Origin of the sequence: Actinomadura sp. NPDC048021, assembly GCF_040653135.1 — a bacterium.
Taxonomy (GTDB): Bacteria; Actinomycetota; Actinomycetes; order Streptosporangiales; family Streptosporangiaceae; genus Spirillospora; species Spirillospora verrucosospora.
Genome location: NZ_JBEZJQ010000010.1, coordinates 1 through 25668, shown reverse-complemented (window position 1 = coordinate 25668; position 25668 = coordinate 1). Strand labels below are relative to the sequence as shown.

Genomic DNA, 25668 nt, shown 5'->3' with positions numbered 1-25668 from the left:
CAATTTCAGACAAGCCTCGCGGACACCGCTGGTGCGGGCCGGTCCTCGGTAGTGGCTTCCGGATCCGTTCCGCCGCGTCGGCGGCGCTCTCGATCCGGGTGCTTCGATCGAAGACCGGCAGCGTGACAGCCAACGGGAAACGGCCGCGAGGACCGAAAAGGAACCCATGAGGAGGTTTCCCGTGACAGAAGCCGTGCGCATCGACGGTGCGCAGACCACCGAAGCCGTGATCGACAACGGCACGTTCGGCACCCGCACCATCCGCTTCGAGACCGGCCGGCTGGCCCGGCAGGCGGCCGGCTCCGCCGTCGCCTACCTCGACGACGAGACGATGGTGCTGTCGGCGACCACCGCGTCCAAGAAGCCCAAGGACAACCTGGACTTCTTCCCGCTGACCGTGGACGTCGAGGAGCGGATGTACGCCGCAGGGCGCATCCCGGGCTCGTTCTTCCGCCGCGAGGGGCGTCCGTCCGAGGACGCCATCCTGACCTGCCGGCTGATCGACCGGCCGCTGCGCCCGTCGTTCGCCAAGGGCCTGCGCAACGAGATCCAGGTCGTCGAGACGATCATGGCGCTGCACCCCGACCACCTGTACGACGTCGTGGCGATCAACGCCGCCTCGATGTCCACGCAGCTGGCGGGCCTGCCCTTCTCGGGCCCGATCGGCGGCGTGCGCGTCGCGCTGATCGACGGTCAGTGGATCGGCTTCCCGACCCACCCCGAGCTGGAGCGCGCGACCTTCGACATGGTCGTGGCCGGCCGCGTGCTGGCCGACGGCGATGTCGCGATCATGATGGTGGAGGCGGAGTCCACCCGCGACACCATCAAGCTCGTCGGCGAGGGCGCGACCGCGCCCACCGAGGAGACCGTCGCCGAGGGCCTCGAGGCGGCCAAGCCGTTCATCAAGGCGCTGTGCAAGGCGCAGAGCGACCTCGCGGAGGTCGCCGCCAAGGAGACCGCCGAGTACCCGATCTTCCTGGACTACCAGGACGACGTGCTCGCCGCCGTCACCGACGCGGTCAGCGGGGACCTGGCGCAGGCGCTGACCATCGCCGGCAAGCAGGAGCGCGAGTCCCGGCTCGACGAGATCAAGGCGGCCGCCACCGAGAAGCTCGCCGAGCAGTTCGAGGGGCGCGAGAAGGAGATCTCTGCCGCCTACCGCGCCCTCACCAAGAAGCTGGTCCGCGAGCGCGTGATCCGCGACGGGCTGCGCATCGACGGCCGCGGCCTGAAGGACATCCGCCAGCTGACCGCCGAGGCGCACGTCATCCCGCGGGTGCACGGCTCGGCGCTGTTCGAGCGCGGCGAGACGCAGATCCTCGGCGTGACGACGCTCAACATGCTCCGCATGGAGCAGACGATCGACACGCTGAACCCCGAGCGCACCAAGCGCTACATGCACAACTACAACTTCCCGCCGTACTCCACCGGCGAGACCGGCCGGGTCGGCTCCCCGAAGCGCCGCGAGATCGGTCACGGCGCCCTCGCCGAGCGCGCCCTGATCCCGGTGCTGCCCTCGCGCGAGGAGTTCCCGTACGCGATCCGGCAGGTGTCGGAGGCGCTCGGCTCCAACGGCTCCACCTCGATGGGCTCGGTGTGCGCGTCCACCATGTCGCTGCTGGACGCGGGCGTCCCGCTCCGGCAGATGGTGGCGGGCATCGCCATGGGCCTGATCAACGAGGGCGACGAGTACGTCACCCTGACCGACATCCTCGGCGCCGAGGACGCGTTCGGCGACATGGACTTCAAGGTCGCCGGCACCCGTGACCTCATCACGGCGCTGCAGCTGGACACCAAGCTCGACGGCATCCCGGCCTCGGTGCTGGCCGCCGCGCTGAAGCAGGCCAAGGGCGCCCGCCTGGCGATCCTGGACGTGATGCAGGAGGCCATCGAGGCGCCCGCCGAGATGAGTCCGAACGCGCCGCGGATCATCACGATCAAGGTCCCGGTCGACAAGATCGGCGAGGTCATCGGCCCCAAGGGCAAGATGATCAACTCGATCCAGGACGACACCGGCGCCGACATCACGATCGAGGACGACGGCACGATCTACGTCGGCGCCACCGACGGGCCGTCCGCCGAGGCCGCGCGGCAGGCGATCAACTCGATCGCCAACCCGCACATGCCGGAGGTCGGCGAGCGGTTCCTCGGGACCGTCGTCAAGACCACCACGTTCGGCGCGTTCGTGTCGCTGCTGCCCGGCAAGGACGGCCTGCTGCACGTCTCGCAGATCCGCAAGCTGCACGGCGGCGCCCGGATCGAGAACGTCGAGGACGTGATGGGCGTCGGCGAGAAGATCCAGGTCGAGGTCACCGAGATCGACCAGCGCGGCAAGCTGTCGCTGGTGCCGGTCGAGGTGGTCGAGCGCGAGGCCGCCGGGAAGGCCGAGACGGACGGCGGCGACGAGCCCGCCTCCGCCCCGGCGTCCGGTGACGGCGGCTCCGGCGAGCGCCGCGACGACGGCGACCGGCGCGGTCCGCGGCGCCGCCGCACCCGCCGCGGGTCCGACGACGACGCCGGCCAGCGCAACTCCTGATCAGAACCCATGACCGGCCGGCCGGATCCGCAGCGCGATGAGGCTGCGGACCGGCCGGCCGGCCGCTTTCCCCCGACGGAATGTGAGCCACACGTGACCCTGCCGGCGCGGGCGCAGGAGCCCGGCACCACCACCACGATCCACTCCGACGGCGCCGGCGCGGTCCGCCGCACCGTCCTGCCCGGCGGGCTGCGGATCATCACCGAGACGATGCCGACCGTGCGTTCCGCGGCGTTCGGCGTCTGGGCGGCGGTCGGCTCCCGCGACGAGGCCCCCGCCGACGCCGGGGCCAGCCACTACCTCGAGCACGTGCTGTTCAAGGGCACCAGGCGGCGGTCGGCGCTGGAGATCTCCGCGGCGATCGACGCGGTCGGCGGCGACCTCAACGCGTTCACCGCCAAGGAGTACACCTGCTACTACGCGCGGGTCCTGGACTCCGACCTGCCCCTCGCGGTGGACGTGGTCTCCGACATGGTGGCGGCGTCGCTGAACCGGCCCGAGGACGTCGAGGCCGAGCGCGGCGTGATCCTCGAAGAGATCCACATGCGCGACGACGACCCGGGCGACCTGATCCACGACGAGTTCTCCACGGCGCTGTACGGCGACACCCCGCTCGGGCGTCCCATCCTCGGCACCGAGGAGTCGATCAACGCGCTGTCCCGGGACCGGATCCACGGCTACTACCGGCAGCACTACGTCCCGTCGAACCTGGTGGTGTCGGTGGCGGGCAACATCGACCACGACGAGACGGTCCGGCTGGTGTCGGCGGCGTTCGCCGAGCACCTGCACGGCGACGCCGCGCCCGCCGCGCCGCGGCTGAACGGCGCGCCCGTCCCGCTGGACCCGCGCAGCGTGGTGATCGACAAGGACACCGAGCAGGCGCACATCATCATCGGCGGCGCCGGCACGTCCCGCACCGACGAGCGGCGGTTCGCGCTCGGCGTGCTGAACGCGGCGCTCGGCGGGGGCATGTCGTCCCGGCTCTTCCAGGAGATCCGCGAGAAGCGCGGGCTGGCGTACTCCGTCTACAGCTACACGGCCCAGTACGCCGACTCCGGCGTGTTCGGCGTCTACGCGGGCTGCCAGCCGGCCAAGGCCGAGGAGGTCCTGTCGATCTGCCGGGACGAGCTGGCCAAGGCCGCCGACGGTCTGGACGACGAGGAGCTGGAGCGCGGCAAGGGCCAGTTGCGCGGCGCCATGGTGCTCGGCCTGGAGGACACCGGCTCCCGGATGAGCCGCATCGGCAAGAGCGAGCTGGTCTACGAGTCGCTGCTGCCGGTGGACGAGGTCCTGGCGCGCATCGAGGCGGTCACGCCCGACGACGTCCGCGCCATCGCCCGCGACGTGCTGGCAGGCCCGCAGGCCCTGACCGTGATCGGCCCGGTGGGGGACCGCGAGTTCGGAGCCTGACGCACCGCTCACTTGTTAAACGGACCAGGGTCCGCTAATCTCCGAGGAGTAAGCGGACCTTGGTCCGTATTTTCTGGTGAGAGGACCCTCATGTCCCGTCTGCTGCACATCTCCGCGTCCCCGCGGGGCGCCGCGTCCGAGTCGCTGGCGCTGGCCGATGCGTTCCTCGACGCCTACCGCGAGACCCACGGCGACGCCGTCGACCACCTCGACCTGTGGGAGGCCGGCCTGCCCGCGTTCGGCCCCGCCGGAGCCGGCGCCAAGATGACCGTGCTCGCGGGGAACGAGCCGTCCGGCGCGGAGGCCGCCACGTGGCGGGCCGCCCGGGAGGTCTTCGAGCGCTACGACTCCTACGACCGCTACCTGTTCAGCGTCCCGATGTGGAACTCCAGCGTCCCGTACATCCTCAAGCAGTTCATCGACGTGGTCTCGCAGCCCGGCTGGGTGTTCCGCTTCGATCCCGAGAAGGGCTACAGCGGCCTGCTGAAGGGCAAGAAGGCCGCCGTCGTCTACACCAGCGCCGTCTACGGGGAGGGCCGCGGGCCCGCGTTCGGCCGCGACCACCAGGCCCCGTTCCTGGAGGGCTGGCTCCGCTGGACGGGGATCACCGACATCGGCACCGCCGAGTTCCGCCCGAACCTCGCCACCGCCGACGCCGAGACCGGGCGCCAGACCGCGCACGCCGAGGCGCGCGAGCTGGGCAAGCGCTTCTGACGATAGGCTCGGGGCGACGCCAACCGGGAGGAACACGTGACAAAGGTCGGGGTGCTGGGCGCGCAGGGCCGGATGGGCGCCGAGGTGTGCCGCGCCGTCGAGGGGGCCGACGACATGGAGCTCGTCGCCGCCGTCGACCAGGGCGAGGCGCTCGACGCGCTGGCGGCCGCCGAGGTCGTCGTCGACTTCACCCACCCCGGCGTGGTCATGGACAACCTCCGGTGGTGCGTCGAGCGCGGCCTGCACGCCGTCGTCGGCACCACCGGCTTCGACCCGTCCCGGCTCGACACGGTCCGCTCCTGGCTGACCGAGGAGTCGTCCGGGAACGTGCTCATCGCCCCGAACTTCGGGATCGGCGCGGTGCTGATGATGCACTTCGCCCAGAAGGCGGCCCCGTTCTTCGAGTCCGTCGAGATCGTCGAGACGCACCACCCGAACAAGGCCGACGCCCCGTCCGGCACCGCCTACCGCACCGCCGAGCTGGTCGCCGCCGCCCGCGCCGAGGCGGGCGTCGCCCCGTCCCCGGACGCCACCACCTCCGGGGTCGAGGGCGCCCGCGGCGCCGACGTGGACGGCGTCCGCGTGCACGCCGTCCGCATGTCCGGCGCCGTCGCGCACCAGGAGGTCGTCCTCGGCGGCCACGGCGAGCTGTTCACCATCCGGCACGACTCGATGAACCGCGAGTCGTTCATGCCCGGGGTGCTGCTCGCCGTCCGCAAGGTCCCCGAGCTCGAACGCCTCACGGTCGGCATCGAGGCGCTCCTCGGCCTGTGATGGACTTCGACGCCGAGCCCTGGGACTACCTCGCCGCGTCCGAGGCGATCGACTTCGAGCACCCGCTCGTCCAGTCGATCGCCGCGGAACTGCGCACCGGCGACGACATCGCCTACGCGCGCGCGGCCTTCGACTATGTCCGCGACCGGATCCCGCACTCCATGGACACCGGTGACACCCGCGTCCCGTGGCGGGCCTCCGACGTCCTCGAACAGCGCACGGGCCTGTGCTTCGCCCAGTCCCACGCCTACGTCGCCCTCCTGCGCGCGGGCGGCGTCCAGGCCGGACTGTGCTACCAGCAGCGCCCCGGCTTCGTCCACGGCCTGGCCGCCGCCCTCGTCGACGACCTGTGGGTCCGCCTCGACCCCCGCGACCCGGGCGTGCGCTTCTCCGCCTCCGCCGACGCCCTGGCCTACCCGGACGACCCGATCCTCCCGACCGTCCACGCGGCCCCGCACCCCACCGTCCTCGCCGCCCTGAAGGGCATGACGACCCTCACCGTCTCGGCCCTCCCCGCTACCCTGGATCAGCCGGAGTAGACGAGGTCGAGGGCTGCGAGGCGGTCGGGGTCGGCCAGGATGTCGATCGCGGTGACCCGGTCTTCCACGACCGTGAAGGCCAGGACGGACTGCGGGCGCCCCTCCTCGAACCAGACGATCCCGGCGGTCCCGTTGACCAGGGCGTCCATGACCTGCCCGGGGGTCGTCCTGCGGAACCTGATGGCCTGCCCGGCGACGTTCTCGGCGCCGACGACCTGCGTCCAGCCGCCGGGGATGGCGCCGACGTCCGCGCGGAGCACCACGTCCGGGGCGAGGACCGCGACGAGCGCCTCGAAGTCGCCCCCGTTGGCGGCCGCGTTGAAGGCGTCGACGACGGCGCGCTGGCGGGCCGGGTCGCGTTCGGGATCGGGGGCCGTGCCGCGCACCCGGCGGCGGGCGCGGCTGGCCAGCTGGCGGGCGGCGGCGGGTGAGCGTCCCACGATGTGCGCGATCTCCTCGAAAGGCACGCCGAACGTGTCGTGCAGGACGAACGCCAGCCGCTCGGCAGGGGTGAGGGACTGCAGGACCACCAGGAGCGCGAGACCGACCGAGTCGGCCACAAGCGCCTCGTACTCGGGGTCGGGGGAGGTGGCGGCGCTGACGACCGGGTCGGGCAGGCGTTCCTCCAGCGGGTCCTCGCGACGGGACGTGCGCGAGCGCAGCATGTCCAGGCACACCCGTCCCACGACGGTCGTGAGCCAGCCGCCCAGGTTCTCGATGTCGTCCGAGTCGGACCGGCTGAGCTTCAGCCAGGCCTCCTGGACGGCGTCGTCGGCCTCCGCGAGCGAGCCCAGCATCCGGTAGGCGACGGCCTTCAGATGCGTGCGGTGCCCCTCGAACCGCTCGGCCAAAAACTCGCGCTCGTCCATCACGTCCCCCTCTATGCCACTAGGTCATCACACTGACGGACCCCGCGGCCCGGATGTGACCGGGCTTGTGCGCAGACCGGAGCGCGCCTAGCGTTCGCCAGGTGGATGCGACTTTCGCGCGGAAGATGTGGAAGGCCATAGAGCCGCTGCACGCGGTGACGTACTTCGCCGAGGAATGCCGGACGGCCAACAAGGACGTCGGCCTCAAGGGCTTCTGGATGGGCTACTTCGGGAGCCGCGGAGCACCACTCGGCCGGGTCTCCGCAGGGACGATCGAGGCGACCTTCTTCGGCTTCCACCCGTCCCGCGTACGGCGAGCCGTCCCCGACGCGTGGAGTTTCGCGTCCCCTGAGAGCATCCTCCAAGCGCGAAGCGACGCCGCGGCGCGTGCCCTTCGCAGGGCCTTCCCCGGCATCGAGGACGTTGCGTTGAAGGCCGCGCCGCTCCTGCAAGAAGTCGTGATGGCGGCGGACGGCTCCGGCCGCCCTCTGTTCGCGGCCAACCGTGACCTGCCCGTCCCAGAGGACCCGGTAGAGGCGCTCTGGCAGGCGACCACGTCCTTGCGCGAGCACCGAGGTGACGGACACGTGGCCCTTCTCACCGCCGAGGGCCTGAGCGGCCTGGAAGCGAACGTCCTGGCGTCCGCCCTGGGCGTGGTGCCTGCCGAGCGATTCCATGAAAGCCGCGGCTGGTCGCCCGAGGAGTGGGCGGAGGCGACCGAAGCACTCACCCAACGCGGCCTCGTGGCCGAGACAGAGGCGACAGAAGCCGGACGCGCCCTGAAAGCACGAATCGAGCGGCGCACCGACGAATTGGCAGCAACCCCCTACGCCGTCCTGAGCGACCCCAGCACCCTGTACGAGTGGCTCCAGCCAGCCTCCAAGGCCCTGGCGAACGAGATGCCGTTCCCCAACCCCATAGGCCTCCCCCGACCCGCTTAGAGCGTCCTCAGAGCCAAGACCTGGCCGTGCGTCGACCTCAGCGGTGGGATTTGGAGAGGTCTACCTCGCGGATGGTGCGGTCGATGCCGGCGGCGGCGTAGGCGGCGGACTCGTCGAGGGTCTCGTTCTCGAGGAGGGCGGCGGCCAGGGAGTCCAGCTTGTCGCGGTGGGCGCGGAGGGTCTCCAACGCCTCGGCGTAGCACTCGTCGACGATCCGGCGGGCCTCCAGGTCGACGGCGTCGAGGGTGCCCTGGGCGGCGTACTGGCCCATCGGGTCCGCCCCGTCCGCGGGGAGGATCGACAGGGGGCCGATCTTCTGGGACATGCCCCAGCGGCCCACCATCCCGCGGGCGATCTTGGTGACCTGCTCCAGGTCGCTCTCCGAGCCGGTGGTGATCACGCCGAACACCAGCTCCTCGGCGGCCATGCCGCCGAGCGCGCCGATGATGCGGCCGCGCAGGTAGCGCTCGTCGTAGGCGTAGCGGTCGTCGTCGGGGGTGGAGACGGTGACGCCGAGCGCGCGGCCGTGCGGCACGATCGTGATCTTGCGGACGGGATCGGCGCCCGGCTGCAGCATGCCGAGCAGGCCGTGCCCGGACTCGTGGTAGGACGTGCGGCGGCGCTCCTCGAACGGCATGACCAGCGAGCGCCGGGTGCCGAGCTGCACCTTCTCCAGGGCGCTCTGGAAGTCGTCCATGTCCACGGCGTCCTTCTCGCGCTTGACGGCGAGCAGGGCGGCCTCGTTGACCAGGTTGGCCAGCTCGGCGCCGGTCATCCCGGGGGTCATCCTGGCGATCGAGAGGATGTCGGCGTCGGCGGCGAGCGGGACCTCGCGGGTGTGCACGCCGAGGATCGCGACGCGGCCCTCCAGGTCGGGCGGGGACACCGCGACCTGCCGGTCGAACCGGCCGGGGCGCATGAGGGCCGGGTCCAGGATGTCGGGACGGTTCGTCGCGGCGATCACGACGACGCCCTCGGAACCGGAGAAGCCGTCCATCTCGGTGAGGATCTGGTTGAGGGTCTGCTCGCGCTCGTCGTGGCCGCCCATGCTGGCGCCGCCGCCGCGCGCCCGTCCGATGGTGTCGATCTCGTCGATGAAGATGATCGAGGGGGCGGTCTTGCGGGCCTCGGTGAACAGCTCGCGGACGCGGGCGGCGCCGACGCCGACGACCATCTCGATGAACTCCGACGCGGCCGCGGAGTAGAACGGGACGTCGGCCTCGCCGGCGACGGCGCGGGCGAGCAGGGTCTTGCCGGTGCCGGGCGCGCCGGTCAGCAGCACGCCGCGGGGGGCGCGGGCGCCCATCCGGCGGTACTTGCCGGGGTCCTTGAGGAAGTCGACGATCTCGCTGAGCTCCGCCTCGACCTCGTCGATGCCGGCGACGTCGGCGAACGTGGCGCGCTTGGCGTCCGCGGCCACGGGCTTGGGGGAGCGGTTGAAGCCGCCCATGAGGCCGCCCCCGCCGCCGGTCATGCGGCGCTGCAGCCACACCATCACGCCGATCCACAGGCCGACGAACAGCAGGGTCGGCAGCAGCGACAGCAGCAGGTTGGCGAGCAGGCCGCGGTCCTCGTTGACCGGCTTGGCCTCGACCTCGACCCCCTTGGCCACCATCTCCGTGTAGATCTTGTCGTCGGCGAACGCGGGGCGCAGCGTCTGGAACGAGGAGTAGGTCTTCTCCGCGTGCCCCGGGACCGGCCGCTTGCTCTTCAGCTGGCCCTGGATCTGGTAGCCCTTGGTGTAGACGTCCTTCACGTTCCCGGCGGCGACCTGCTGGGTGAACGCCGTGTAGGGGACCGTCACCCGCTCCTTCTGGCCGGTGAGGTGCATCGAGACGTAGCTCAGCCCGAAGACGGCCAGCAGCAGCGCCCAGAAGACCGCGTTGTTGCGGTTCGGCTTCCACCCGCCCCCGCGCAGGCCGCGGGCCCGCCCTTCCCTCCGGTCGGGGACGCCTTCGGCGCGCCAGGGCTGGTCGGGGTCGCTGCGGGGCGGCACCGACTGGCGTCTGCCGGGCTCGGCCGTGCCGGAGCGCTGCGCGCCGGCGTTCGGCGGCGTCCCGTTCGGTCGCGGTGTCCCGTTGGGCTGTGGCGCGGGTCGCTCGTCCGGCACGTGTCGCATCTCCCCGTACAACGCGCCCCGGGGGCCGGGGCGATCAGGTGTTCCCGAGCCCTGGAGGGCTCCGGGGAGGTAAACGGAAGTCGGCTCGCATCCGTTCCCCGCGGGTCACTGCTGAGCGGCCGGTGCGACGAAGCCGTACTTGGTGAACAGCCGCTGCGCGTCGGGGGTGACCAGCCACGCCACGAACGCCCTCGCGGCGTCCTCGTGGCCGCCGTCGCGGACGACCGCGGCGGGGAAGGACGCGGTGACGTTCTGGGCCGCCGGGATGGGCACGCTGCTCGCCGCGATCCCGGCCGAGTTCAGGTCGGTGACGAAGACCACCCCCGCGTCGGCCTCGCCGGCGCGGACCCGGTCCAGGACGGCCCGCGCGCTGATCTCCTCGCTGCTCCACCGGACGGTCACGCCCGCCTTGGCGAGGACCTGCCGGGTGTAGCGGCCGACGGGGACCGTCCCGGCGCCGACGACCACCCGCAGACCCGGCCGCGCCAGGTCCCGCAGGTCCCGGATCCGGTGGGGGTTGCCGGGCCCGACCGCGATCGTGAGCCCGTCGCGGGCGATGACGCGGCGGCGCCCGGCCAGGTACTCGTCGGCCTCGTCCATGCTCGCCCCGTCGGCCGTCACCAGGACGTCGGCGGGCTCGTGCTCGGCGAGGCGGTCGGCGATCTCCGGCATCCCGCCGAACGCGAACCGCAGCCTGACGTCCGGGTTCTGCTGCTGGTAGGCCACGCCGACCTCGCCGAGCACCTCCGTCATCGAGTTGGTCGCGAGGACGGTGAGGGTCGCCGGTCCGGAGGGGCCGCCGCAGCCCGCGCCGAGGGCGGGCAGGACGAGCACCGCGAGCAGCACGGACGCGCGAAGGCGCCGCCGATGGGGGGAATCGGGCATTTGTCTCATCCTAGGGTCGGGGGGTTCGGAGTCCCTGGATTCGGCCTGGCGTGTCAGAGGCCGGCACTAGTGTTCCGGGCAACTGGAGATCACGTTTCTCGGAGGCCCGACGATGTCCCTCGACCTGATGGAACTGCTGCCCGGCGACTGGCGCGAGCGGCTCGATCCGCTGCTCGACCCGATCGGCACCGCCGCGCTGGGCGCGTTCGTCGCGGGAGAGTACGCCGGGCAGACCGTCTACCCGCCGCGCGAGGACCTGTTCAACGCGTTCCGGCACTGCCCGTTCGACGGCGCCCGCGTCCTGATCCTCGGGCAGGACCCCTACCACGGCCCCGGCCAGGCGCACGGGCTGAGCTTCAGCGTGCGCGAGGGCGTGCGGCTTCCCCCGTCCCTGCGCAACATCTACAAGGAGCTGGCGGCCGACCTCGACGTCCCCGCGCCGGTGTCCGGCGACCTGACCCGCTGGGCCGACCAGGGGGTCCTGCTGCTGAACGCGGTGCTGACCGTCCGGGCCGGGGAGGCGGGCTCGCACGCGGGCAAGGGCTGGGAGGACTTCACCGACGCCGCGATCCGCGCGCTGAACGACAAGACCGAGCGCGTCGTGTTCGTCCTCTGGGGCGCCTACGCCCGCAAGAAGGCGCGCCTGATCACCGGTCCCCAGCACACCGTGATCGAGTCGGCGCACCCGAGCCCGCTCAGCGCGAAGAAGTTCTTCGGGACGCGTCCGTTCAGCGCCGTCAACAAGGCCCTCGTCGACGCCGGCCGCACCGAGATCGACTGGGCCTGAGGCTCGTCTCGAAGCGGCCTCGGCCATGCCGCGCGAACGCGATGCCGCGTTCGCCTAAGCCCGGTCACGTAGCGAGCCGCCAGGCGAGCGAAGTGGGCCGGGACTCTGAAACACAGCCGGTCGTCTCACCTCTGCGGGGGAGCGGGGCGCGCGTTCTCCCTCCGCGGCGGGAGGCACGGGGCGGGCGGCCCGGTGGATCGTCGGTCCATGACCGTTCCAGTTCACCGGCCCGCCGGCATGACGCGCGCCGCGCACGGCGGCCCCGGGCGGGCCCGCTTGGCCGTCTGCGCGGCGACCGCCGCCGCGTGCGTCCCCTACCTCACCATCAAGATCGCGTGGCTGTCGGGCAGCACGACCGGCTGGAACGACCCCGCCGCGGCCGACGACTCCGCGCTCTACGTGGGCAACGCGATCACCCTCGGCATGGACGCGGCCGCCGTGCTGGTGGCGGCGGCGTTCACCTTCCGCTGGGGCCGCCGGATCCCGGCGTGGCTGGTGCTGGCGCCGATCTGGATCGCGGTGGGCCTGCTCGCGCCGATCGTCCTCGCCGTCCCGCTCGGGACGCTCCTGCAGACGGTCTTCTCATCCGAGCCGCTCATGGGCGATGAGAACGCGCTCCAGGGCTGGGTGTACGGCGTCGTCTACACGGGCTTCACCGTGCAGGGCGTCGGGTTGCTGACGGCGTTCGTCCTGTACGCGCGCGACCGGTGGCCGCGGACGTTCGAGATCCGCACCAGGAACCTGCCTACGGGGCCGACGCACTCGCTGCAGGTGCTTCTGGCCCGCGTGGCCGTCGCTCCGGCCGCTGTCTTCGCGGCCATGGAGCTCTACTGGGCGTTCGGAGGGACGGCGGGGCTCCACGGGCGCGAGGCCGCCGACCGGAACCTGGCCCAGCAGCTGGCCGACGGTGCGGAGGGCCTGCTCGCGGCCGCCGCCGCCGTCGCGCTGCTGCTGATCGTCCGGCGTGCGGCCCGCCCGGGCCGGTTCGTCGTGCCGCTCGCCGCCGCCTGGGCCGGCTCCGGCACCATGTTCGCGGCCTCCCTCTACGGGCTGCTCGTGGTGCTCGGCCGGCCGGGCTTCCTGGCCACGGACTCCGCGTCCGCCACGGGCCTGGTCGCCCTCGCCGGGGTGCTCGCCGGGCTCGTCACCGGCCTGACCGGCGCCTTCCTGCTGGCCGAGAACCAGGGCGCCCTGACCGCGGGTCAGAGCGCCAGGCCGACCGCCAGCAGCACTCCGTAGGCGATCTGGAGCCGGCCGGTCTCGCCGAGCACCGGGATCAGGGCGGGGCCGGTCGCGCCGTTCAGCACCTTCTGCGTCGGCGGCAGCGACAGCGGCGCCGCGAGCAGGGCGAGCAGCGCCCACGGGTGCGGCGCCGCCAGGGCCAGGACGAACATGAACGGCAGCGCGGTGCACGCCGCGTACAGGATCCGGGTCCAGCGGTCGCCCAGCACGACCGCGAGGGTCCGCTTGCCCGACTCCCGGTCGGTGGGGATGTCGCGCAGGTTGTTGGCGACGAGCATCCCGCACGCCAGCAGCCCGATCGGGACCGCCGCCGCCCACGCCTCCCACGGCAGCTCCTCGATCTGGACGTAGGTCGTGCCGACGACGGCGACGAGGCCGAAGAAGACGAAGACCGAGACCTCGCCCAGGGCGCGGTACCCGTAGGGCGTCTTGCCGCCCGTGTAGAACCAGGCGGCGAGGATCGCGAACGCGCCGACGAGCAGCAGCCACCACGTCGTCACGGCGGCCAGGACGAGCCCGGCGACGGCGGCGACGAGGAAGCAGCCGAGCGCGGCGGCCAGCACCTGCCTGGGCTTGGCGACCTTCGAGCCGACGAGCCGCAGCGGCCCGACGCGGTCCTCGTCGGTGCCGCGGATGCCGTCGCTGTAGTCGTTGGAGTAGTTCACCCCGATCTGCAGCACGAGGGCGACGACGGCGGCGAGGACGCCGCGCCACCAGACGGGGTCGCCCTCGCCGACGGCGACGCCGGTGCCGACGACGACCGGGACGAGGGACGCGGGCAGGGTGCGGGGCCGGGATCCGGCGACCCATTGGGAGAGCGTGGCCACAGTCACCGCTTGTTCTCGTGGGACGACAGGGGGGTCTAGCGTTTCGATTCTTCCCGATGAAGATCAGTGCTCGGGCGCAGCCGCAGCGCGGGCCCGAGCCCGAGGGCGAGGATCGCCGCCGTGGTCAGGGCCGCGTTCCTGGTCGCGACGGCGAGGCTGGCGTCCGCGGCGTGCGCCTCGGCCGCCAGCCCGGGCGTGTCGTGAAGATCACGTCCGGAGGTCCCGGCGCTGTGGCGCAGGTCGTGCGCGAGGGCCGCCCGCCGCTCCGGGCTCAGCGACGAGCCCGCCAGCCGGTCGGCCATCGTGTGCCCGAGGCTCGTCGCGAACACCGTCCCGATCGCGGCGATGCCGAGCGCCGCGCCGACCTGCCGGGCCGTCGACTGGGTCCCGGACGCCTGGCCCGACTGCGCCGGCGGGACGTCCGCGAGCGAGACGTTCGCCAGCTGCGCCGACGTCAGCCCGAGGCCCAGCCCGTACAGCAGCATCCACGGCGCGAGCCCGAGCCCGCCGGTCGTCGCGGAGACCGTGAGGGCCAGCCCGAGGACCGCGGCGACCTCCAGGACCATCCCGATCTGCACGACCCGGTGGGCGCCGCGCCGGTCGGCGAGCCTGCCCGCGCCCCCGCCGGACACGAACGCGCCCACGGCCAGCGGCAGGATCGCCAGGCTGATCTGCAGCGGGTTCGTGCCGTGCACGCCCAGCAGGAACAGCGGCAGGACGAACAGCAGCCCGAGCTCGCCGACGTTGATCAGCGCCGAGGTCAAGTTGCCGCGCCGGAAGTTGGGGATGCGGAACAGCGCCAGGTCGAGCATCACCGGCCGCCCCGCCGCCGCCCGGGACCGCTCGACCACGACCAGCGCCGCGAGCAGCACCGCGCCGAACGCCAGGACCACGGGGACGGGGGAGAGGGCGGTCTCCGGCCAGCGGAGCGGGCCGGCCGTGAACGGGCGCGTCGCGGTCCACCAGCCGTACGTCTGCCCCTCGATGATCCCCCAGACCAGCGCGCCGAGGCCGAGGGCGGCCAGCGCGCCGCCCGCCCAGTCGATCTCGCGCCGCACGCCGCCCGGGGCGGGCGAGCGCGTCTCGGGCATGAACCGCAGCGCCCCCGCGATCAGGACGGCGCCGAGCGGCAGGTTGACCCCGAACGCCCACCGCCAGCCGCCGCCGGTGGCCAGGGCGCCGCCCGCGAGGGGCCCGAGCGCCGCCATGCCGCTGATCATGGCGCCCCAGACGCCGAACGCGACGGCCCGGTCCCGCCCGGTGAACACCGCGTTCACCGTGGACAGCGTCGCCGGCATGAGCATGGAGGCGCCGACGCCCTGCAGGGCCCGCGCGCCGATCAGGGCCGCGCCGACGGGGGCCAGCGCGGCGGCGACGCTCGCCGCCGCGAACACCGCCACCCCGAGCACGAACATCCGGCGCCGCCCGGCCAGGTCGCCCGCCCGCCCGAACGGGATGAGCAGCGCGGCGAACACCAGCGAGTACACCGAGGTCGCCCATTCCGCGCCCGAGGTCGACAGCCCCAGGTCGGAGACGATCCGGGGCATCAGGACGCCCACGATCGTGGCGTCGACCACGACCAGCGAGACGCCGAGGCTCATCACGACCAGGCCGAGCCGGCGATGCCGGCCGGAGGGCGCCGGTGCGGAGGCACGGGGCGGCGTCAGGGAAGCGGACTCGGGCACGACCTCCAAGATATGGCCGGATCGCCCGTGCGCCTCACCGACCCCTGGCTAGGAGCCCGTTCCGCCGGGCGGAGCCCCGATGTCGGTGTCGCTGATGTCGGTGTCGCTGATGTCGGTGTGCAGCCGGATCTGCCGGACGGGCTCGCCCATGTCGAGCGTCCGGGCCGTCCCGTCGGGCGCCCACCCGGCCGAGCCGAGGAACGTCCGCGTCACCTCGTCGCCTTCGAACACCCAGGAGACCAGAGTGGTGAAGCCGTCGTCGCGGAGCAGGTCCGCGGTGGCGGCGAGCAGCCGGCTGCCGTGCCCGGCCCGCGTGTGCAGGGGGTCGACCAGCAGGGTGATCAGCTCGGCGGCGGCGGCCGGGTCGAGGTCGGCGTCCTCGGCCGGGGCGTGCGCGGCGAAGCCCACGACGATGTCGGACGCCACCGCGACCAGCAGCCGGTGCCGCGGGCTCGGCGGCGCCGTCGCCGCCTCCGCCCACCTGTCGCGCCACTGCTCCACCGCGGCGTCGCTGGTCACCTGGCTCAGGACGTCCGCCGGCAGCAGCTCGCGGTACCCGTGCCGCCATGCCCGCACCTGGATGCCGGCGACGGCGGCCGCGTCCGCGCGCCGCGCGGGCCGCACCCCCACATCGGCCATGCCGTGCTCACGTCCTCTCGCCGGGATCTCGGCCCACCCTAGCGAGCGGCGGCTACGCGGGAGCGCGCCGCCGTGCCCGGTAGGCGCGGGTCTTGGCGCGGTTGCCGCAGACCTTCATCGAGCACCAGGAGCGGGAGCGGTTCTTGGAGGTGTCCAGGAACGCCCAGCGGCAGGTGTCGATCTGGCAGGTCTTCAGGCGCGGCCAGGTGCCGGCGGCGACCGAGTCCATGACGGCGGCGGCGATCCGGGCCAGGCCGCCCGCAGCGGCGCCGGGCGGGTCGAGCGGGACGAGCGCGGGGCGCGGCCCGGCCAGGCTGACGCGCAGCGGCAGGGCGGCCAGCACGTCCTCCAGGTCGTCGGGGATGTCGGCCTCGTCCGGGCGGTGGTGGGCCTCCATGGCCTCGCGGAGCCCCTCGCGCAACGCGACGGCGGTGCGGACGTCGGCGTCGGAGGCTCCGGCGCCCTCGGGCATGAGCCCGCGCCCGGCGAGCCATCCGGCGAGCCCGCCAGGCGTCGTGATCTCGTCGGTCGCGGACTCGACGTCGAGGGTGTTGACGAAGTCCGCCAGCAGCAGCGCCGGGTCCGCAGGCGGCGGCGCGGGGTTCCCGCCCGTCTCGGTGCCGCCCATCGCGTCCTCCTCGTCCATGGGAACTCTACCAAGCGCCGACACCGCCATAAAGCGTTCGATGGTTGCGCGAACCACGACACCGGCATTACGTTTTAGATGGTGTCATCGAACGGGAGGACGACCATGAACGAGCTGCCGTACTTCGCGGTGCTCGCGCAGCGCCATGCCTGGGCCGAACGCGAGTACGCCCGACTGCACGCCGACATCGTCGAGTCGAGGCTCATCGCCCGCGAGCGGGCGCAGGAGCGGGCCGCCCGGAAGCGGGCCTGGGTCCGCGACCGGATCGGCGGGCTGCACCTGCCGCGGCGCACGCCTCCCGCTCCCTACTGCGCCCGCGCCGCGGCGCGGTCCGTTCGCGCGGCGGGAGTCGTGCGATGAACCCCAAGGTGGGCAACCTCGTCATCGACTGCACCGACCTCGGCGCCATGGCGGCCTTCTGGGGCGGTCTCCTCGGGATGAAGACGACGACGCGGAGCGACGACTGGCTCGACCTGGAACCCCTCGGGACGGGCGGGCCGGTCCTGTCGTTCCAGCTCGTCCCCGAGGGCAGGAAGATCAAGAACCGGCTGCACCTGGACCTGGACGTCGCGGACATCCGCTCGGCCGGCGAGCGGGCGGCGAGCCTCGGCGCGACCCCGGCCGCCGGGCCCATGGGGAACCCGGGGCGCCCGTTCCAGGTCTGGCGTGACCCCGAGGGCAACGAGTTCTGCTTCTGCACCGCCTCATGACCGCGGAACGGCCCTAGGATCGCAGAACCGAGGCGAGGCGGCGCACGCCCTCGGCCAGCTCCGCCTCGGATGCCGCCGTCCCGTAGCTGAGCCGCAGGTGGGGGGCGGGCGCCTCGGCGGGGAAGAACGGCCGCCCCGCGTTGACCAGGACGCCGGCGCGCAGCGCGGCCTCGGCGAGCGCGGTGTCGTCGACGCCGTCCGGCAGCCGGGCCCAGAGGTGCAGCCCGCCCGCCGGGCGGCTCACCCGCAGCTCCGGCAGGTCGCGGGCGAGGGCGGTGAGGAGCGCGTCGCGGCGCGAGCGCAGGGCGGTCCGGACGGCTCGCAGGTGGCGCGGCCACCCGGGCGAGCTGACCAGTTCCAGCAGCGTCTCCTGCAGGGGCCTGGCGGGGAAGAACTCCTCGACGAGCTGCGTCGCGCGGATCCGCTCGGCGACCGGCCCCCGGGCGGCCACCGCGGCCACCCGCAGGCTGGGCGCGGTCGCCTTGGTGAGGGACGCGACGTGCACGACGCGGCCGTCGGCGTCCTGCGCGATCAGCGGCGGAGGGGGAGCGTCGATGCCGAGGTGCCGGGCGAAGTCGTCCTCCACCACGAACGCGCCCGCCGCGCGCGCCGCGTCCAGCACCCGCTCGCGCCGCTCGGCGGCCAGCACCGCGCCGGTCGGGTTGTGGAAGGCGGGCTGGGTGTAGAAGACGCGCGCCCCGCTCATCGCGAACGCCTCGGCCAGCAGGTCGGGACGGACGCCGTCCGCGTCCACCGGGACGGGGACCGGATGCAGCCCGCTCGCCCGCGCCACCGCCAGGACGCCCAGGTACGTCGGCGACTCGACCAGCACCGGGGCGCCCGGCGGGAGCAGCGCGCGCAGCACGGTCGTCAGCGACTGCTGGCCCCCGCTCGTGATCAGCACGTCGGCGGGGGAGACGGCGCCGCCGACCGTGCGGGCGAACCAGGCGCGCAGCTCCGGCGATCCGCCGAGCCGCGGCATCTCCCAGGCGTCCGGGCGCCGGGCCGCCCGCGCGGCCGCCGTCGCGAGCGCCCGCACCGGCTGGAGCGTCGGGTGCAGGTAGCCGCCGCTGAGCGCGACCACGCCGTCCGGCGGCGGGGTGAGCAGCCACGACACCCCGGCCGGGTCGACGGACCGGTCGCCGAGCGTCACCGCCTGCCAGCCGAAGTCGGCCGGCTCCGCGGCGCTCCCGGCCCGCGGCGCGGCGAAGGCCCCGCTGCCCGGGCGCGTCACCACCAGCCCCTCGGCGGCCAGCAGCCCGAGCGCCCGCGACACCGTGACCGGGCTGACCCGGTGCCGCTCGACCAGCGCGCGGCTCGACGGGAGGCGCTCGCCGGGGCTCATCCGGCGGACCTCCGCGCGCAGCCGATCGGCCAGCGTCGCCACACTGCTATCGTCTTTCATGAGGCTTCAAGATAGCGCTACTGCGCCCCGACCGATAGCGGCCAGCACCTCCAGTGCGGGCCTCGGGCTCGCGGCACTCGGCGTCCTGACCTTCTCCCTCACCATTCCGACCACGGTCTTCGGCCTCGAAGGGCTCGACCCCTACGTGATCGGCATCGGCCGGTCCGCCGCCGCGAGCGTCCTCGCCGCCCTCGCACTGCTATCGGTCCGGGCGCGTCCGCCCCGCCGCGACCAGTGGGCGAGCTTCGCGGTCGTCGCGGCCGGAGTGATCTTCGGCTTCCCGCTGTTCTCCACGCTCGCGCTCGACCACGGCGCCTCCTCCGCCCATTCGGCCGTCGTCGTCGGGCTGCTGCCCGCCGCCACCGCCGTGCTCGGGGTCCTGCGCGCGGGGGAGCGCCCCTCCCGCGCCTTCTGGTTCGCGAGCGCGGCCGGGGCGGCCTGCGTCACCGGCTTCGCCCTGGTCCGCGGGGCGGGCCGCGTCACGCCCGCCGACCTGCTGCTGTTCACCGCGCTCCTCACCTGCGCCGCCGGCTACGCCGAGGGCGCGCGCCTGGCCCGCAACATGCCGGGCTGGCGCGTCATCTCCTGGGCGCTCGTCCTGGCGGCCCCCGTCACCGTCCCGGTCGCCGGGGTGCTGCTCGCCACGACCCGCCCCGCCTGGACGGCCCACGCCGTCATCGGCTTCGGCTACGTGTCCGTCTTCTCCGCCTACCTCGGCTTCTTCGCCTGGTACGAGGGCCTGGCGCGGGCCGGGATCGCGCGCGCCAGCCAGATCCAGCTGACCCAGCCCATGCTCACCCTGTTCTGGTCGGCCGTCCTGCTCGGAGAACGCGTCGACGCCACGACTGCGCTGGCGGCCGTGGCCGTGCTGGTCTGCGTGGCCCTCACCCAGCGCGCCCGCGTCCGGCGCACCCTGCCCGACGTCGCGCACGCCCGCGCGGCCGAGGCCTCGCCGGGCGTGCGCGGCGCGGGTGGGGTCAGTCCTTGACGATCTGGGCGAGAAGCGTGATGACCGCGACGCCCACCCCGATCGGGATCGCCAGATCCGGGGCGGCGGCGGTGAGGGCGGCGGCGCCGATCGCCACAAGGACGATCACGAGGGCCCGCGTGCTGATCAGGGGGCGGGGCTCACCCTGCCTCGGTGGGACTCGCATGCCGGTTGACCTCCATCCGTGCTGGACGGTAAGGACCGAGCGGCTCCCCATCGAGACCAACGGGCCGACACCACGAGCCGCCTCGTGAATACAAGGTTCCCCCGTTGTCAACCGCCGCCGCGCGCGGCGCGCGATCACGCCCCAACCATGATCGTTTTATGGCCGGATCGTGGGACGCGGCTGGGTCGCCGCTGGGACGGCGGGCGCTCGGCGCCCGGCTTCTCCGACATGATTGCGTGATGCGCGTCATCGGGCGGATCGGTCGGATTCTGGGATGGGCGGCGGCCTACGTGCTCGGCCTCGCCGCCCTGGTGCTCGCCGGGGCCTGGGTGTGGTGGCAGCCCGAGCCGGAGGCGCGCGGCACCGAGGCCAACGCGCTCTGGGCGCGGCACCAGTGGGTGGGGGAGTCTCACAGTGATGCCGAGTACCGGGCCCTCGGGCAGCTGCTGAAAGAGAACCGCATCACCGACGTCTTCTTCCACGCGGGACCCTTCGAGGCGGACGGCACCGTGCCCGAGGCCAAGTACCGCTACGCGCGGCAGCTCCTCGCCGCCATGCGCCGGTACGCGCCGGGCGTCCGCGCGCAGGCGTACCTGGGGCAGATTCGGATGGTGAACGGCAAGGGCGTCATCGACCTGGACGACCCCGCCGTGCGGACCCGGGTGCTCGGGACGGACGCGGCCCTCCTCGACCTGGGGTTCGACGGCATCCACTACGACTTCGAGCCGATCTACCCCGACGACCGCGCGTTCCTCACGCTCATGGACGCCACCCGCGAGCTGACGCGGTCGAAGGGGAGGCTGCTGTCGGTGGCGCTGGAGCAGCAGACCCTCATGGACGCGGCCCAGCCGGTCTACAAGGCGCTGATCCCGCGCACGGGGAAGATCCACTATCCGCCGCGCCCCACGCGGGACTTCCTGCGCGCCGTCGCCGACCGCGCCGACCAGGTCGCGATCATGACCTACGACGTGTCGCTGCCCACGCGCTCCCTCGCCGGGTGGCACTTCGCCCGGCACACCCGCACGACGCTGGAGCTCATCGGCGACCGCACGACGGTCTTCATGGGCGTCCCCACCTACCGGCCCCTCATGGAGTGGGCCGAGGACCTCACGGTCGCCCTGCGCGGCGTCCGGCGCGGAGTCGACGATCTGGAGCGGCCGCCCAGGCGCCCGTACGGCGTCGGCGTGTACGCGGACTGGACGACCAGCCCGGCCGAATGGTCACGTTACCGCGCCACCTGGCTACCCCGAGCGACAGGAAGTTTTGGCGGCTGAGAAACCCCCGCCGCGACGTTCCGAAACTCGCGTATCCCCAGGTAAAAAGGGGTGGATACCCGCACAATCCTGGGGGTAGTGGAGGGTGCGGAAGGTCAAGCCTCGACAGGCGGATGGCAAAGGGAAGTGGGGACGGGCCGATGGGCACTCAGCAGTCCGCGCGGCACGACGCCGACCGTATCGGCGAACTGGCGGCCGAGTTCGCCGGGTGGCGGATCGGCCGCGGCGGGTCCGGGCAATGGTGGGCCGTCCGGGGGAACGATCTCGTGCGCACGCACGACGTCGAGGAGCTCCGCGTCCGCCTGCATGAGATGACCGCTGGGTCACGTTATCCAACCGAGTCCGGGACGTGGCCGGACTGACCCCGTAACGCGGCATTTGCGTGCCACGATGTCGGTTGTGGGAGCCGCCGCCACGCGTACCCCCGAGCGTGTGGCGGCGGCTTCCTCCTGTTTTATCCCGTTCCGCTTCGACCTGCGGGTCCAAGTGGAACGGCCGGAACGGTACCGTTCGTTGCATGGCACCCAGCACATCCACTGACGCTCCGTTCGGACGGATGCTGACCGCCATGGTCACCCCGTTCCTGCCGGACGGCGGCGTCGACTACGACGGCGCCGCGCGCCTCGCGACCCACCTGGTCGACGAGCGGCGCCATGACGGTCTCGTCGTCAACGGGACGACAGGCGAGTCGCCCACGACGAGCGACGAAGAGAAGAGCACGCTTCTGCGCGCGGTCATCGAGGCGGTCGGCGACCGCGCCGTGATCGTCGCCGGTGCCGGGACCAACCACACCGAGCACAGCCTGAAACTCGCCCGGCAGGCCGAGGCCGCGGGCGCGCACGGCCTGCTCGTGGTCACGCCGTACTACAACAAGCCCCCGCAGGAGGGCCTCGTCCGCCACTTCACCGCGGTGGCCGACGCGACGGCGCTGCCCACCATGCTGTACGACATCCCGGGGCGCGCCGGGGTGCCGATCCAGAACGACACGCTCGTGCAGCTCGCCGAGCACCCGCGGATCGTCGCCGTCAAGGACGCCAAGGGCGACCTGTTCGGCGCGTCCAGGGTGATGGCCGAGACCGACCTCGTCTGGTACTCCGGTGACGACAACCTCAACCTGCCGTGGCTGTCGGTGGGGGCGGCGGGGTTCGTCAGCGTGATCGGCCATGTCGTGGGCACCGAGCTCCATGAGATGATCGACGCATACCGCGCCGGCGAGCACGGGCGGGCGCTGGAGATCCACCGGCGCCTGCTGCCCGTGGTCGCCGCCATCATGACCCGTACGCAGGGCGCCATCGCCGTCAAGGCAGCGCTGAACCTGCTCGGCCTCCCCGGAGGCGGCCCGCTCCGCGCGCCGCTGGTGGAGGCCCCGCCGGAGTTCGCGGCGCGCCTGCGCGAAGACCTCACGATAGGGGGAGTCAAAGTGCCTGAGGTCGTCATCCCGGAGGTCGCCCGGTGAGCCATCCTCACCCGGAGCTCTCGGAACCGCCCGCCCCGCCCAAGGACGGTCTGCGGATCGTCGCGCTCGGCGGGCTGGGGGAGATCGGCCGCAACATGACGGTGTTCGAGTACGGCGGACGCCTGCTCATCGTCGACTGCGGCGTGCTCTTCCCCGAGACCGAGCAGCCCGGCGTCGACCTGATACTGCCCGACTTCGAGTACATCAGGGACCGGCTGGACGACATCGAGGCCGTCATCGTCACGCACGGCCACGAGGACCACATCGGCGCCGTCCCGTACCTCCTGCGCGAGCGCCGCGACATCCCGCTGGTCGGCTCGCGGCTGTCGCTGGCGCTGCTGGAGGCCAAGCTCACCGAGCACCGCATCAAACCGGTGACCCACGTGGTCGCGGAGGGCGAGCGCCGCTCGTTCGGGCCGTTCGACTGCGAGTTCCTCGCCGTCAACCACTCCATCCCGGACGCGCTCGCCGTCGCCGTCCGCACGGCCGCCGGGCTCGTCCTGCACACCGGCGACTTCAAGATGGACCAGCTCCCGCTGGACGGCCGGCTCACCGACCTGCCCGGGTTCGCCCGGCTCGGCGCCGAGGGCATCGACCTGCTGATGTCGGACTCGACGAACGCCGAGGTGCCCGGCTTCGTCACCAGCGAGCGCAACATCGGGCCGGTCGTCGACGAGGTGTTCCGCACCGCGCAGGGGCGGCTCATCGTCGCCTGCTTCGCCTCGCACATCCACCGCGTCCAGCAGGTCCTGGACGCCGCCGTCGCCAACGGCCGCAAGGTCTGCTTCGTCGGGCGGTCCATGGTCCGCAACATGGGCGTCGCGCGCGAACTCGGGTACCTGAACGTCCCCGACGACATCATGGTCGAGCAGAAGGTGATCGACGACATCCCCGGCGACCGGCTCGTGCTGGTGTGCACCGGTTCGCAGGGCGAGCCGATGTCGGCGCTGTCGCGGATGGCCAACCGCGACCACTCGATCCGCATCACCGAGCGCGACACCGTGATGCTCGCGTCGTCGCTGATCCCGGGCAACGAGAACGCGGTCAACCGCGTCATCAACGGCCTCACCCGGTGGGGCGCCCGCATCGTCCACAAGGGCAACGCGCTCGTGCACGTGTCCGGGCACGCCTCGGCCGGCGAGCTGCTGTACGTGCTCAACGTGACCAAGCCGGCGAACTTCATGCCCATCCACGGCGAGTGGCGGCACCTGCGGGCGCACGCCAAGCTCGCCGCGCTCACCGGCGTGCCGGAGGACGGCATCGTCATCGCCGAGGACGGCGTCGTCGTCGACCTCGTGGACGGCCAGGCCAAGATCGTCGGCGCGGTGCCCGCCGGGTACGTGTACGTGGACGGCCTGTCGGTCGGCGAGGTCACCGAGACCTCCCTGAAGGACCGGCGCATCCTCGGCGAGGAGGGGTTCGTCTCCATCGTCATCGGCCTCGACTCCACCTCCGGCAAGCTCGTCGCCGGTCCCGAGGTGCACGCCCGCGGCGCCGGCATCGTCAACGAGGACTTCAACGAGGTCATCGCGCGGATCGAGGACGTGCTGCGGAACGCCGCCGGCGACGGCGTGAACGACGTGCACCAGATCAGCCAGCTGATCCGGCGCACCGTCGGCAAGTGGGTCAGCGAGAACTACCGCCGCCGCCCGATGATCATTCCGGTGGTCGTGGAGGTCTAGCGGCGGCTCGGACGGACGGGGGGCCCGCGGCCCTCCGTCCGTCCGACACGCCCGCCCTCCCTCCCCGGAACCGCGAGGGTCCTTGGTTACTCTCATAACCATGGCCACACGTGCGTCTGGAGGCGCGAAAGCCTCCTCGCGTGCGGGGGGCACGGCGGCTCGCAAGCCCGCAGGTACGGCCCCCCGGAAGCGACCGAGCGGCAACTCCAAGGGGGGCCGCGGCTCGGGCCGTGGGCGCCCCCCGCAGAAGCCCGACCCGATCCCCCAGGCGGTCCTCGGGTTCTTCAAGCTCCTGTTCAAGCTGTACCTGCTGGCGGCGGTCGCGGTCGGGTCGGTGTTCCGCGCCTACGGGAACGGGGCCCGCGGCCTCGACCCCGAGCACCGCCGCGACGGGCTGGGGCTGGCGCTGCTCGGCTCGTCCATCGTGCTGGCCTCCGTCACCTGGTTCCGGCCCGACGGCGTCGTCACCATCGCGCTGGAAAAGGTGGTGCGCGGCGGTCTCGGCATCATGGCGATGGTCCTCCCCGTGCTGCTGGCGCTGCTGGCGTGGCGGACGCTGCGCCACCCCGAGCACCACGAGGACACCGGCCGCATCGTCATCGGTATCACCGCGCTCGCCGCGGGCGTCCTCGGCATCCTGCACATCGCCGCCGGCGTCCCCTCCCCGGCCAAGGACATGGAGGGCGTCCGCGAGGCCGGCGGCGTGGTCGGCTGGCTCGTGTCGGCCCCGCTGGACGCGGCGCTGAGCGGGTGGGTGGCCGTCCCGCTGCTGCTGCTCCTGTCCGGGTTCGGGCTGCTGGTCGTCACCGCGACGCCGATCGCGAAGGTCCCCGAGCGGGTCGCCGACCTGTGGGCGATGGCCACGCTGCAGAGCCGCCCCGAACGCCCGTCCGCGGGCGAGGCCGGGGAGGAGGGCGCGCCGAAGAAGCGGCGCCGCAAGAGCAAGGGCGAGGACGGCGACGAGCTGGAGGTCGGCGAGCACTCCAAGCCGTACGACACTCCGCTGCTGGAGGACCAGCCGAAGAAGGCCGACCGGCCCCGCCGCGACCTCGCCGACGAACTGTTCGAGCCCGACCCGTTCGGCGCGCACGTCCCGCCCCCGGCCCCGCCCGCCGACGATCCGATGGACGAGCACGTCGCCGGCGAGTCCATGGCCCCCGATCCGGCGGCCGACCCCCTGGCCGGGGAGGAGCGCGAGGCCGAGCACCACGAGGTGCGCGACCCGACGCCGGCCCCGCGCCGCACCGAGCAGCTCCCGCTGTCGTCGTCCGGCGAGATCTACGTGCTGCCCGATCCGGCGGCGTTGCGGCCCGGGAGTGTGTCCAAGCCGCGGACGAAGGCCAATGACACGGTGGTGAACGCGCTGACGGGGGT

At 73.0% G+C, this 25668-nt stretch carries 25 protein-coding genes; 16 read left to right on the top strand and 9 right to left on the bottom strand.

Going from position 1 to position 25668, the window contains the following annotated elements:
• The first annotated feature begins 199 nt into the window (after positions 1-199).
• The 5 genes from AB0C87_RS18035 (at position 200) to AB0C87_RS18015 (ending at position 5973) form a co-directional block, all read left to right on the top strand.
• Complete coding sequence (locus AB0C87_RS18035; protein WP_360578756.1) at positions 200-2536, top strand: polyribonucleotide nucleotidyltransferase; 2337 nt, start codon at positions 200-202, stop codon at positions 2534-2536.
• Between the two features lie 93 nt (positions 2537-2629).
• Entirely contained in the window at positions 2630-3946 is a 1317-nt protein-coding gene (locus AB0C87_RS18030) for a pitrilysin family protein (RefSeq protein ID WP_345174215.1), read from the top strand.
• A 90-nt stretch (positions 3947-4036) separates the two neighbouring features.
• Positions 4037-4660, top strand: a complete 624-nt coding sequence (locus AB0C87_RS18025; protein WP_345174217.1) for an NAD(P)H-dependent oxidoreductase — start codon at positions 4037-4039, stop codon at positions 4658-4660.
• Between the two features lie 36 nt (positions 4661-4696).
• Positions 4697-5434 (top strand): 4-hydroxy-tetrahydrodipicolinate reductase, encoded by a 738-nt coding sequence (gene dapB / locus AB0C87_RS18020; RefSeq protein ID WP_353833916.1) that lies wholly within the window; start codon positions 4697-4699, stop codon positions 5432-5434.
• A complete protein-coding gene (locus AB0C87_RS18015) occupies positions 5434-5973 on the top strand; it encodes a transglutaminase family protein (RefSeq protein WP_345174219.1) in 540 nt (179 codons plus the stop codon). The genes dapB and AB0C87_RS18015 overlap by 1 nt, the downstream gene beginning before the upstream one ends.
• Here AB0C87_RS18015 and sigJ read toward each other — a convergent pair.
• Entirely contained in the window at positions 5961-6842 is an 882-nt protein-coding gene (gene sigJ, locus AB0C87_RS18010; protein WP_360578525.1) for an RNA polymerase sigma factor SigJ, read from the bottom strand. The two genes, AB0C87_RS18015 and sigJ, sit on opposite strands and share 13 nt — an antisense overlap.
• A gap of 101 nt (positions 6843-6943) precedes the next feature.
• On the opposite strand from sigJ, the gene AB0C87_RS18005 reads away from it, so the two are divergent.
• A complete protein-coding gene (locus AB0C87_RS18005; protein WP_345174223.1) occupies positions 6944-7783 on the top strand; it encodes a hypothetical protein in 840 nt (279 codons plus the stop codon).
• A 37-nt stretch (positions 7784-7820) separates the two neighbouring features.
• Here AB0C87_RS18005 and ftsH read toward each other — a convergent pair whose 3' ends face one another.
• Together ftsH and modA are read right to left on the bottom strand one after the other, a co-directional pair.
• The gene (gene ftsH / locus AB0C87_RS18000) at positions 7821-9893 is read right to left on the bottom strand and encodes an ATP-dependent zinc metalloprotease FtsH (RefSeq protein WP_345174225.1); all 2073 of its coding nucleotides are present in this window, start codon (positions 9891-9893) and stop codon (positions 7821-7823) included.
• 114 nt (positions 9894-10007) lie between these two features.
• Positions 10008-10787, bottom strand: a complete 780-nt coding sequence (modA, locus tag AB0C87_RS17995; protein ID WP_360578523.1) for a molybdate ABC transporter substrate-binding protein — start codon at positions 10785-10787, stop codon at positions 10008-10010.
• Positions 10788-10899: 112 nt separating this feature from the next.
• Between modA and AB0C87_RS17990 the strand changes: the two genes are divergently transcribed.
• Positions 10900-11574 carry a uracil-DNA glycosylase gene (locus tag AB0C87_RS17990; RefSeq protein WP_345174230.1) on the top strand — a complete coding sequence of 225 codons (675 nt, stop codon included), beginning with the start codon at positions 10900-10902 and terminating at the stop codon, positions 11572-11574.
• A 207-nt stretch (positions 11575-11781) separates the two neighbouring features.
• Positions 11782-12813 carry a hypothetical protein gene (locus tag AB0C87_RS17985; protein WP_360578521.1) on the top strand — a complete coding sequence of 344 codons (1032 nt, stop codon included), beginning with the start codon at positions 11782-11784 and terminating at the stop codon, positions 12811-12813.
• Here AB0C87_RS17985 and AB0C87_RS17980 read toward each other — a convergent pair.
• The 4 genes from AB0C87_RS17980 to AB0C87_RS17965 are packed head-to-tail and all read right to left on the bottom strand — an operon-like array spanning position 12777 to position 16613.
• Positions 12777-13643, bottom strand: a complete 867-nt coding sequence (locus AB0C87_RS17980) for a 1,4-dihydroxy-2-naphthoate polyprenyltransferase (protein WP_345174744.1) — start codon at positions 13641-13643, stop codon at positions 12777-12779. The two genes, AB0C87_RS17985 and AB0C87_RS17980, sit on opposite strands and share 37 nt — an antisense overlap.
• 35 nt (positions 13644-13678) lie before the next feature.
• Positions 13679-15328 (bottom strand): MFS transporter, encoded by a 1650-nt coding sequence (locus AB0C87_RS17975; protein WP_360578519.1) that lies wholly within the window; start codon positions 15326-15328, stop codon positions 13679-13681.
• Positions 15329-15376: 48 nt separating this feature from the next.
• Positions 15377-15967 (bottom strand): GNAT family N-acetyltransferase, encoded by a 591-nt coding sequence (locus tag AB0C87_RS17970; RefSeq protein WP_345174237.1) that lies wholly within the window; start codon positions 15965-15967, stop codon positions 15377-15379.
• A gap of 52 nt (positions 15968-16019) precedes the next feature.
• Positions 16020-16613, bottom strand: a complete 594-nt coding sequence (locus AB0C87_RS17965; protein ID WP_360578517.1) for a CGNR zinc finger domain-containing protein — start codon at positions 16611-16613, stop codon at positions 16020-16022.
• A 105-nt stretch (positions 16614-16718) separates the two neighbouring features.
• Between AB0C87_RS17965 and AB0C87_RS17960 the strand changes: the two genes are divergently transcribed.
• Positions 16719-16973 (top strand): hypothetical protein, encoded by a 255-nt coding sequence (locus tag AB0C87_RS17960; RefSeq protein WP_345174240.1) that lies wholly within the window; start codon positions 16719-16721, stop codon positions 16971-16973.
• The gene (locus AB0C87_RS17955; RefSeq protein ID WP_360578515.1) at positions 16970-17323 is read left to right on the top strand and encodes a VOC family protein; all 354 of its coding nucleotides are present in this window, start codon (positions 16970-16972) and stop codon (positions 17321-17323) included. Before AB0C87_RS17960 ends, AB0C87_RS17955 begins: the two co-directional genes overlap by 4 nt.
• A gap of 13 nt (positions 17324-17336) precedes the next feature.
• On the opposite strand, the gene AB0C87_RS17950 is transcribed toward AB0C87_RS17955, so the two are convergent.
• Positions 17337-18728: an aminotransferase class I/II-fold pyridoxal phosphate-dependent enzyme gene (locus AB0C87_RS17950; protein ID WP_353833910.1), complete on the bottom strand. Its 1392-nt coding sequence runs from the start codon at positions 18726-18728 to the stop codon at positions 17337-17339.
• Between AB0C87_RS17950 and AB0C87_RS17945 the strand changes: the two genes are divergently transcribed.
• Positions 18727-19716: a DMT family transporter gene (locus AB0C87_RS17945; protein WP_360578513.1), complete on the top strand. Its 990-nt coding sequence runs from the start codon at positions 18727-18729 to the stop codon at positions 19714-19716. The genes AB0C87_RS17950 and AB0C87_RS17945 overlap by 2 nt on opposite strands.
• Here AB0C87_RS17945 and AB0C87_RS17940 read toward each other — a convergent pair.
• Positions 19706-19882, bottom strand: a complete 177-nt coding sequence (locus AB0C87_RS17940) for a hypothetical protein (RefSeq protein WP_345174248.1) — start codon at positions 19880-19882, stop codon at positions 19706-19708. The genes AB0C87_RS17945 and AB0C87_RS17940 overlap by 11 nt on opposite strands.
• A 239-nt stretch (positions 19883-20121) precedes the next feature.
• Here AB0C87_RS17940 and AB0C87_RS17935 point away from each other — a divergent pair, with 239 nt between their 5' ends.
• The 5 genes from AB0C87_RS17935 to AB0C87_RS17915 form a co-directional block, all read left to right on the top strand.
• Positions 20122-21156, top strand: a complete 1035-nt coding sequence (locus tag AB0C87_RS17935) for a hypothetical protein (RefSeq protein ID WP_360578511.1) — start codon at positions 20122-20124, stop codon at positions 21154-21156.
• A 140-nt stretch (positions 21157-21296) separates the two neighbouring features.
• Positions 21297-21518, top strand: a complete 222-nt coding sequence (locus AB0C87_RS17930) for a hypothetical protein (protein ID WP_185023197.1) — start codon at positions 21297-21299, stop codon at positions 21516-21518.
• Positions 21519-21673: 155 nt separating this feature from the next.
• Positions 21674-22612 (top strand): 4-hydroxy-tetrahydrodipicolinate synthase, encoded by a 939-nt coding sequence (gene dapA / locus AB0C87_RS17925; protein ID WP_345174255.1) that lies wholly within the window; start codon positions 21674-21676, stop codon positions 22610-22612.
• Positions 22609-24294: a ribonuclease J gene (locus AB0C87_RS17920; protein WP_345174257.1), complete on the top strand. Its 1686-nt coding sequence runs from the start codon at positions 22609-22611 to the stop codon at positions 24292-24294. The genes dapA and AB0C87_RS17920 overlap by 4 nt, the downstream gene beginning before the upstream one ends.
• A gap of 100 nt (positions 24295-24394) precedes the next feature.
• On the top strand, positions 24395-25668 hold a 1274-nt coding region (locus tag AB0C87_RS17915), incomplete at its 3' end, for a DNA translocase FtsK 4TM domain-containing protein (RefSeq protein ID WP_360578509.1).

Coding starts and splice junctions, on each gene's coding strand:
- AB0C87_RS18025 (WP_345174217.1), top strand. CDS start 4,037: ATGTCCCGTCTGCTGCACATCTCCGCGTCCCCGCGGGGCGCCGCGTCC.
- AB0C87_RS18015 (WP_345174219.1), top strand. CDS start 5,434: ATGGACTTCGACGCCGAGCCCTGGGACTACCTCGCCGCGTCCGAGGCG.
- sigJ (WP_360578525.1), bottom strand. CDS start 6,842: ATGGACGAGCGCGAGTTTTTGGCCGAGCGGTTCGAGGGGCACCGCACG.
- modA (WP_360578523.1), bottom strand. CDS start 10,787: ATGCCCGATTCCCCCCATCGGCGGCGCCTTCGCGCGTCCGTGCTGCTC.
- AB0C87_RS17990 (WP_345174230.1), top strand. CDS start 10,900: ATGTCCCTCGACCTGATGGAACTGCTGCCCGGCGACTGGCGCGAGCGG.
- AB0C87_RS17985 (WP_360578521.1), top strand. CDS start 11,782: ATGACCGTTCCAGTTCACCGGCCCGCCGGCATGACGCGCGCCGCGCAC.
- AB0C87_RS17970 (WP_345174237.1), bottom strand. CDS start 15,967: ATGGCCGATGTGGGGGTGCGGCCCGCGCGGCGCGCGGACGCGGCCGCC.
- AB0C87_RS17965 (WP_360578517.1), bottom strand. CDS start 16,613: ATGGACGAGGAGGACGCGATGGGCGGCACCGAGACGGGCGGGAACCCC.
- AB0C87_RS17960 (WP_345174240.1), top strand. CDS start 16,719: ATGAACGAGCTGCCGTACTTCGCGGTGCTCGCGCAGCGCCATGCCTGG.
- AB0C87_RS17955 (WP_360578515.1), top strand. CDS start 16,970: ATGAACCCCAAGGTGGGCAACCTCGTCATCGACTGCACCGACCTCGGC.
- AB0C87_RS17945 (WP_360578513.1), top strand. CDS start 18,727: ATGAGGCTTCAAGATAGCGCTACTGCGCCCCGACCGATAGCGGCCAGC.
- AB0C87_RS17950 (WP_353833910.1), bottom strand. CDS start 18,728: ATGAAAGACGATAGCAGTGTGGCGACGCTGGCCGATCGGCTGCGCGCG.
- AB0C87_RS17940 (WP_345174248.1), bottom strand. CDS start 19,882: ATGCGAGTCCCACCGAGGCAGGGTGAGCCCCGCCCCCTGATCAGCACG.
- AB0C87_RS17935 (WP_360578511.1), top strand. CDS start 20,122: ATGCGCGTCATCGGGCGGATCGGTCGGATTCTGGGATGGGCGGCGGCC.
- AB0C87_RS17930 (WP_185023197.1), top strand. CDS start 21,297: ATGGGCACTCAGCAGTCCGCGCGGCACGACGCCGACCGTATCGGCGAA.
- dapA (WP_345174255.1), top strand. CDS start 21,674: ATGGCACCCAGCACATCCACTGACGCTCCGTTCGGACGGATGCTGACC.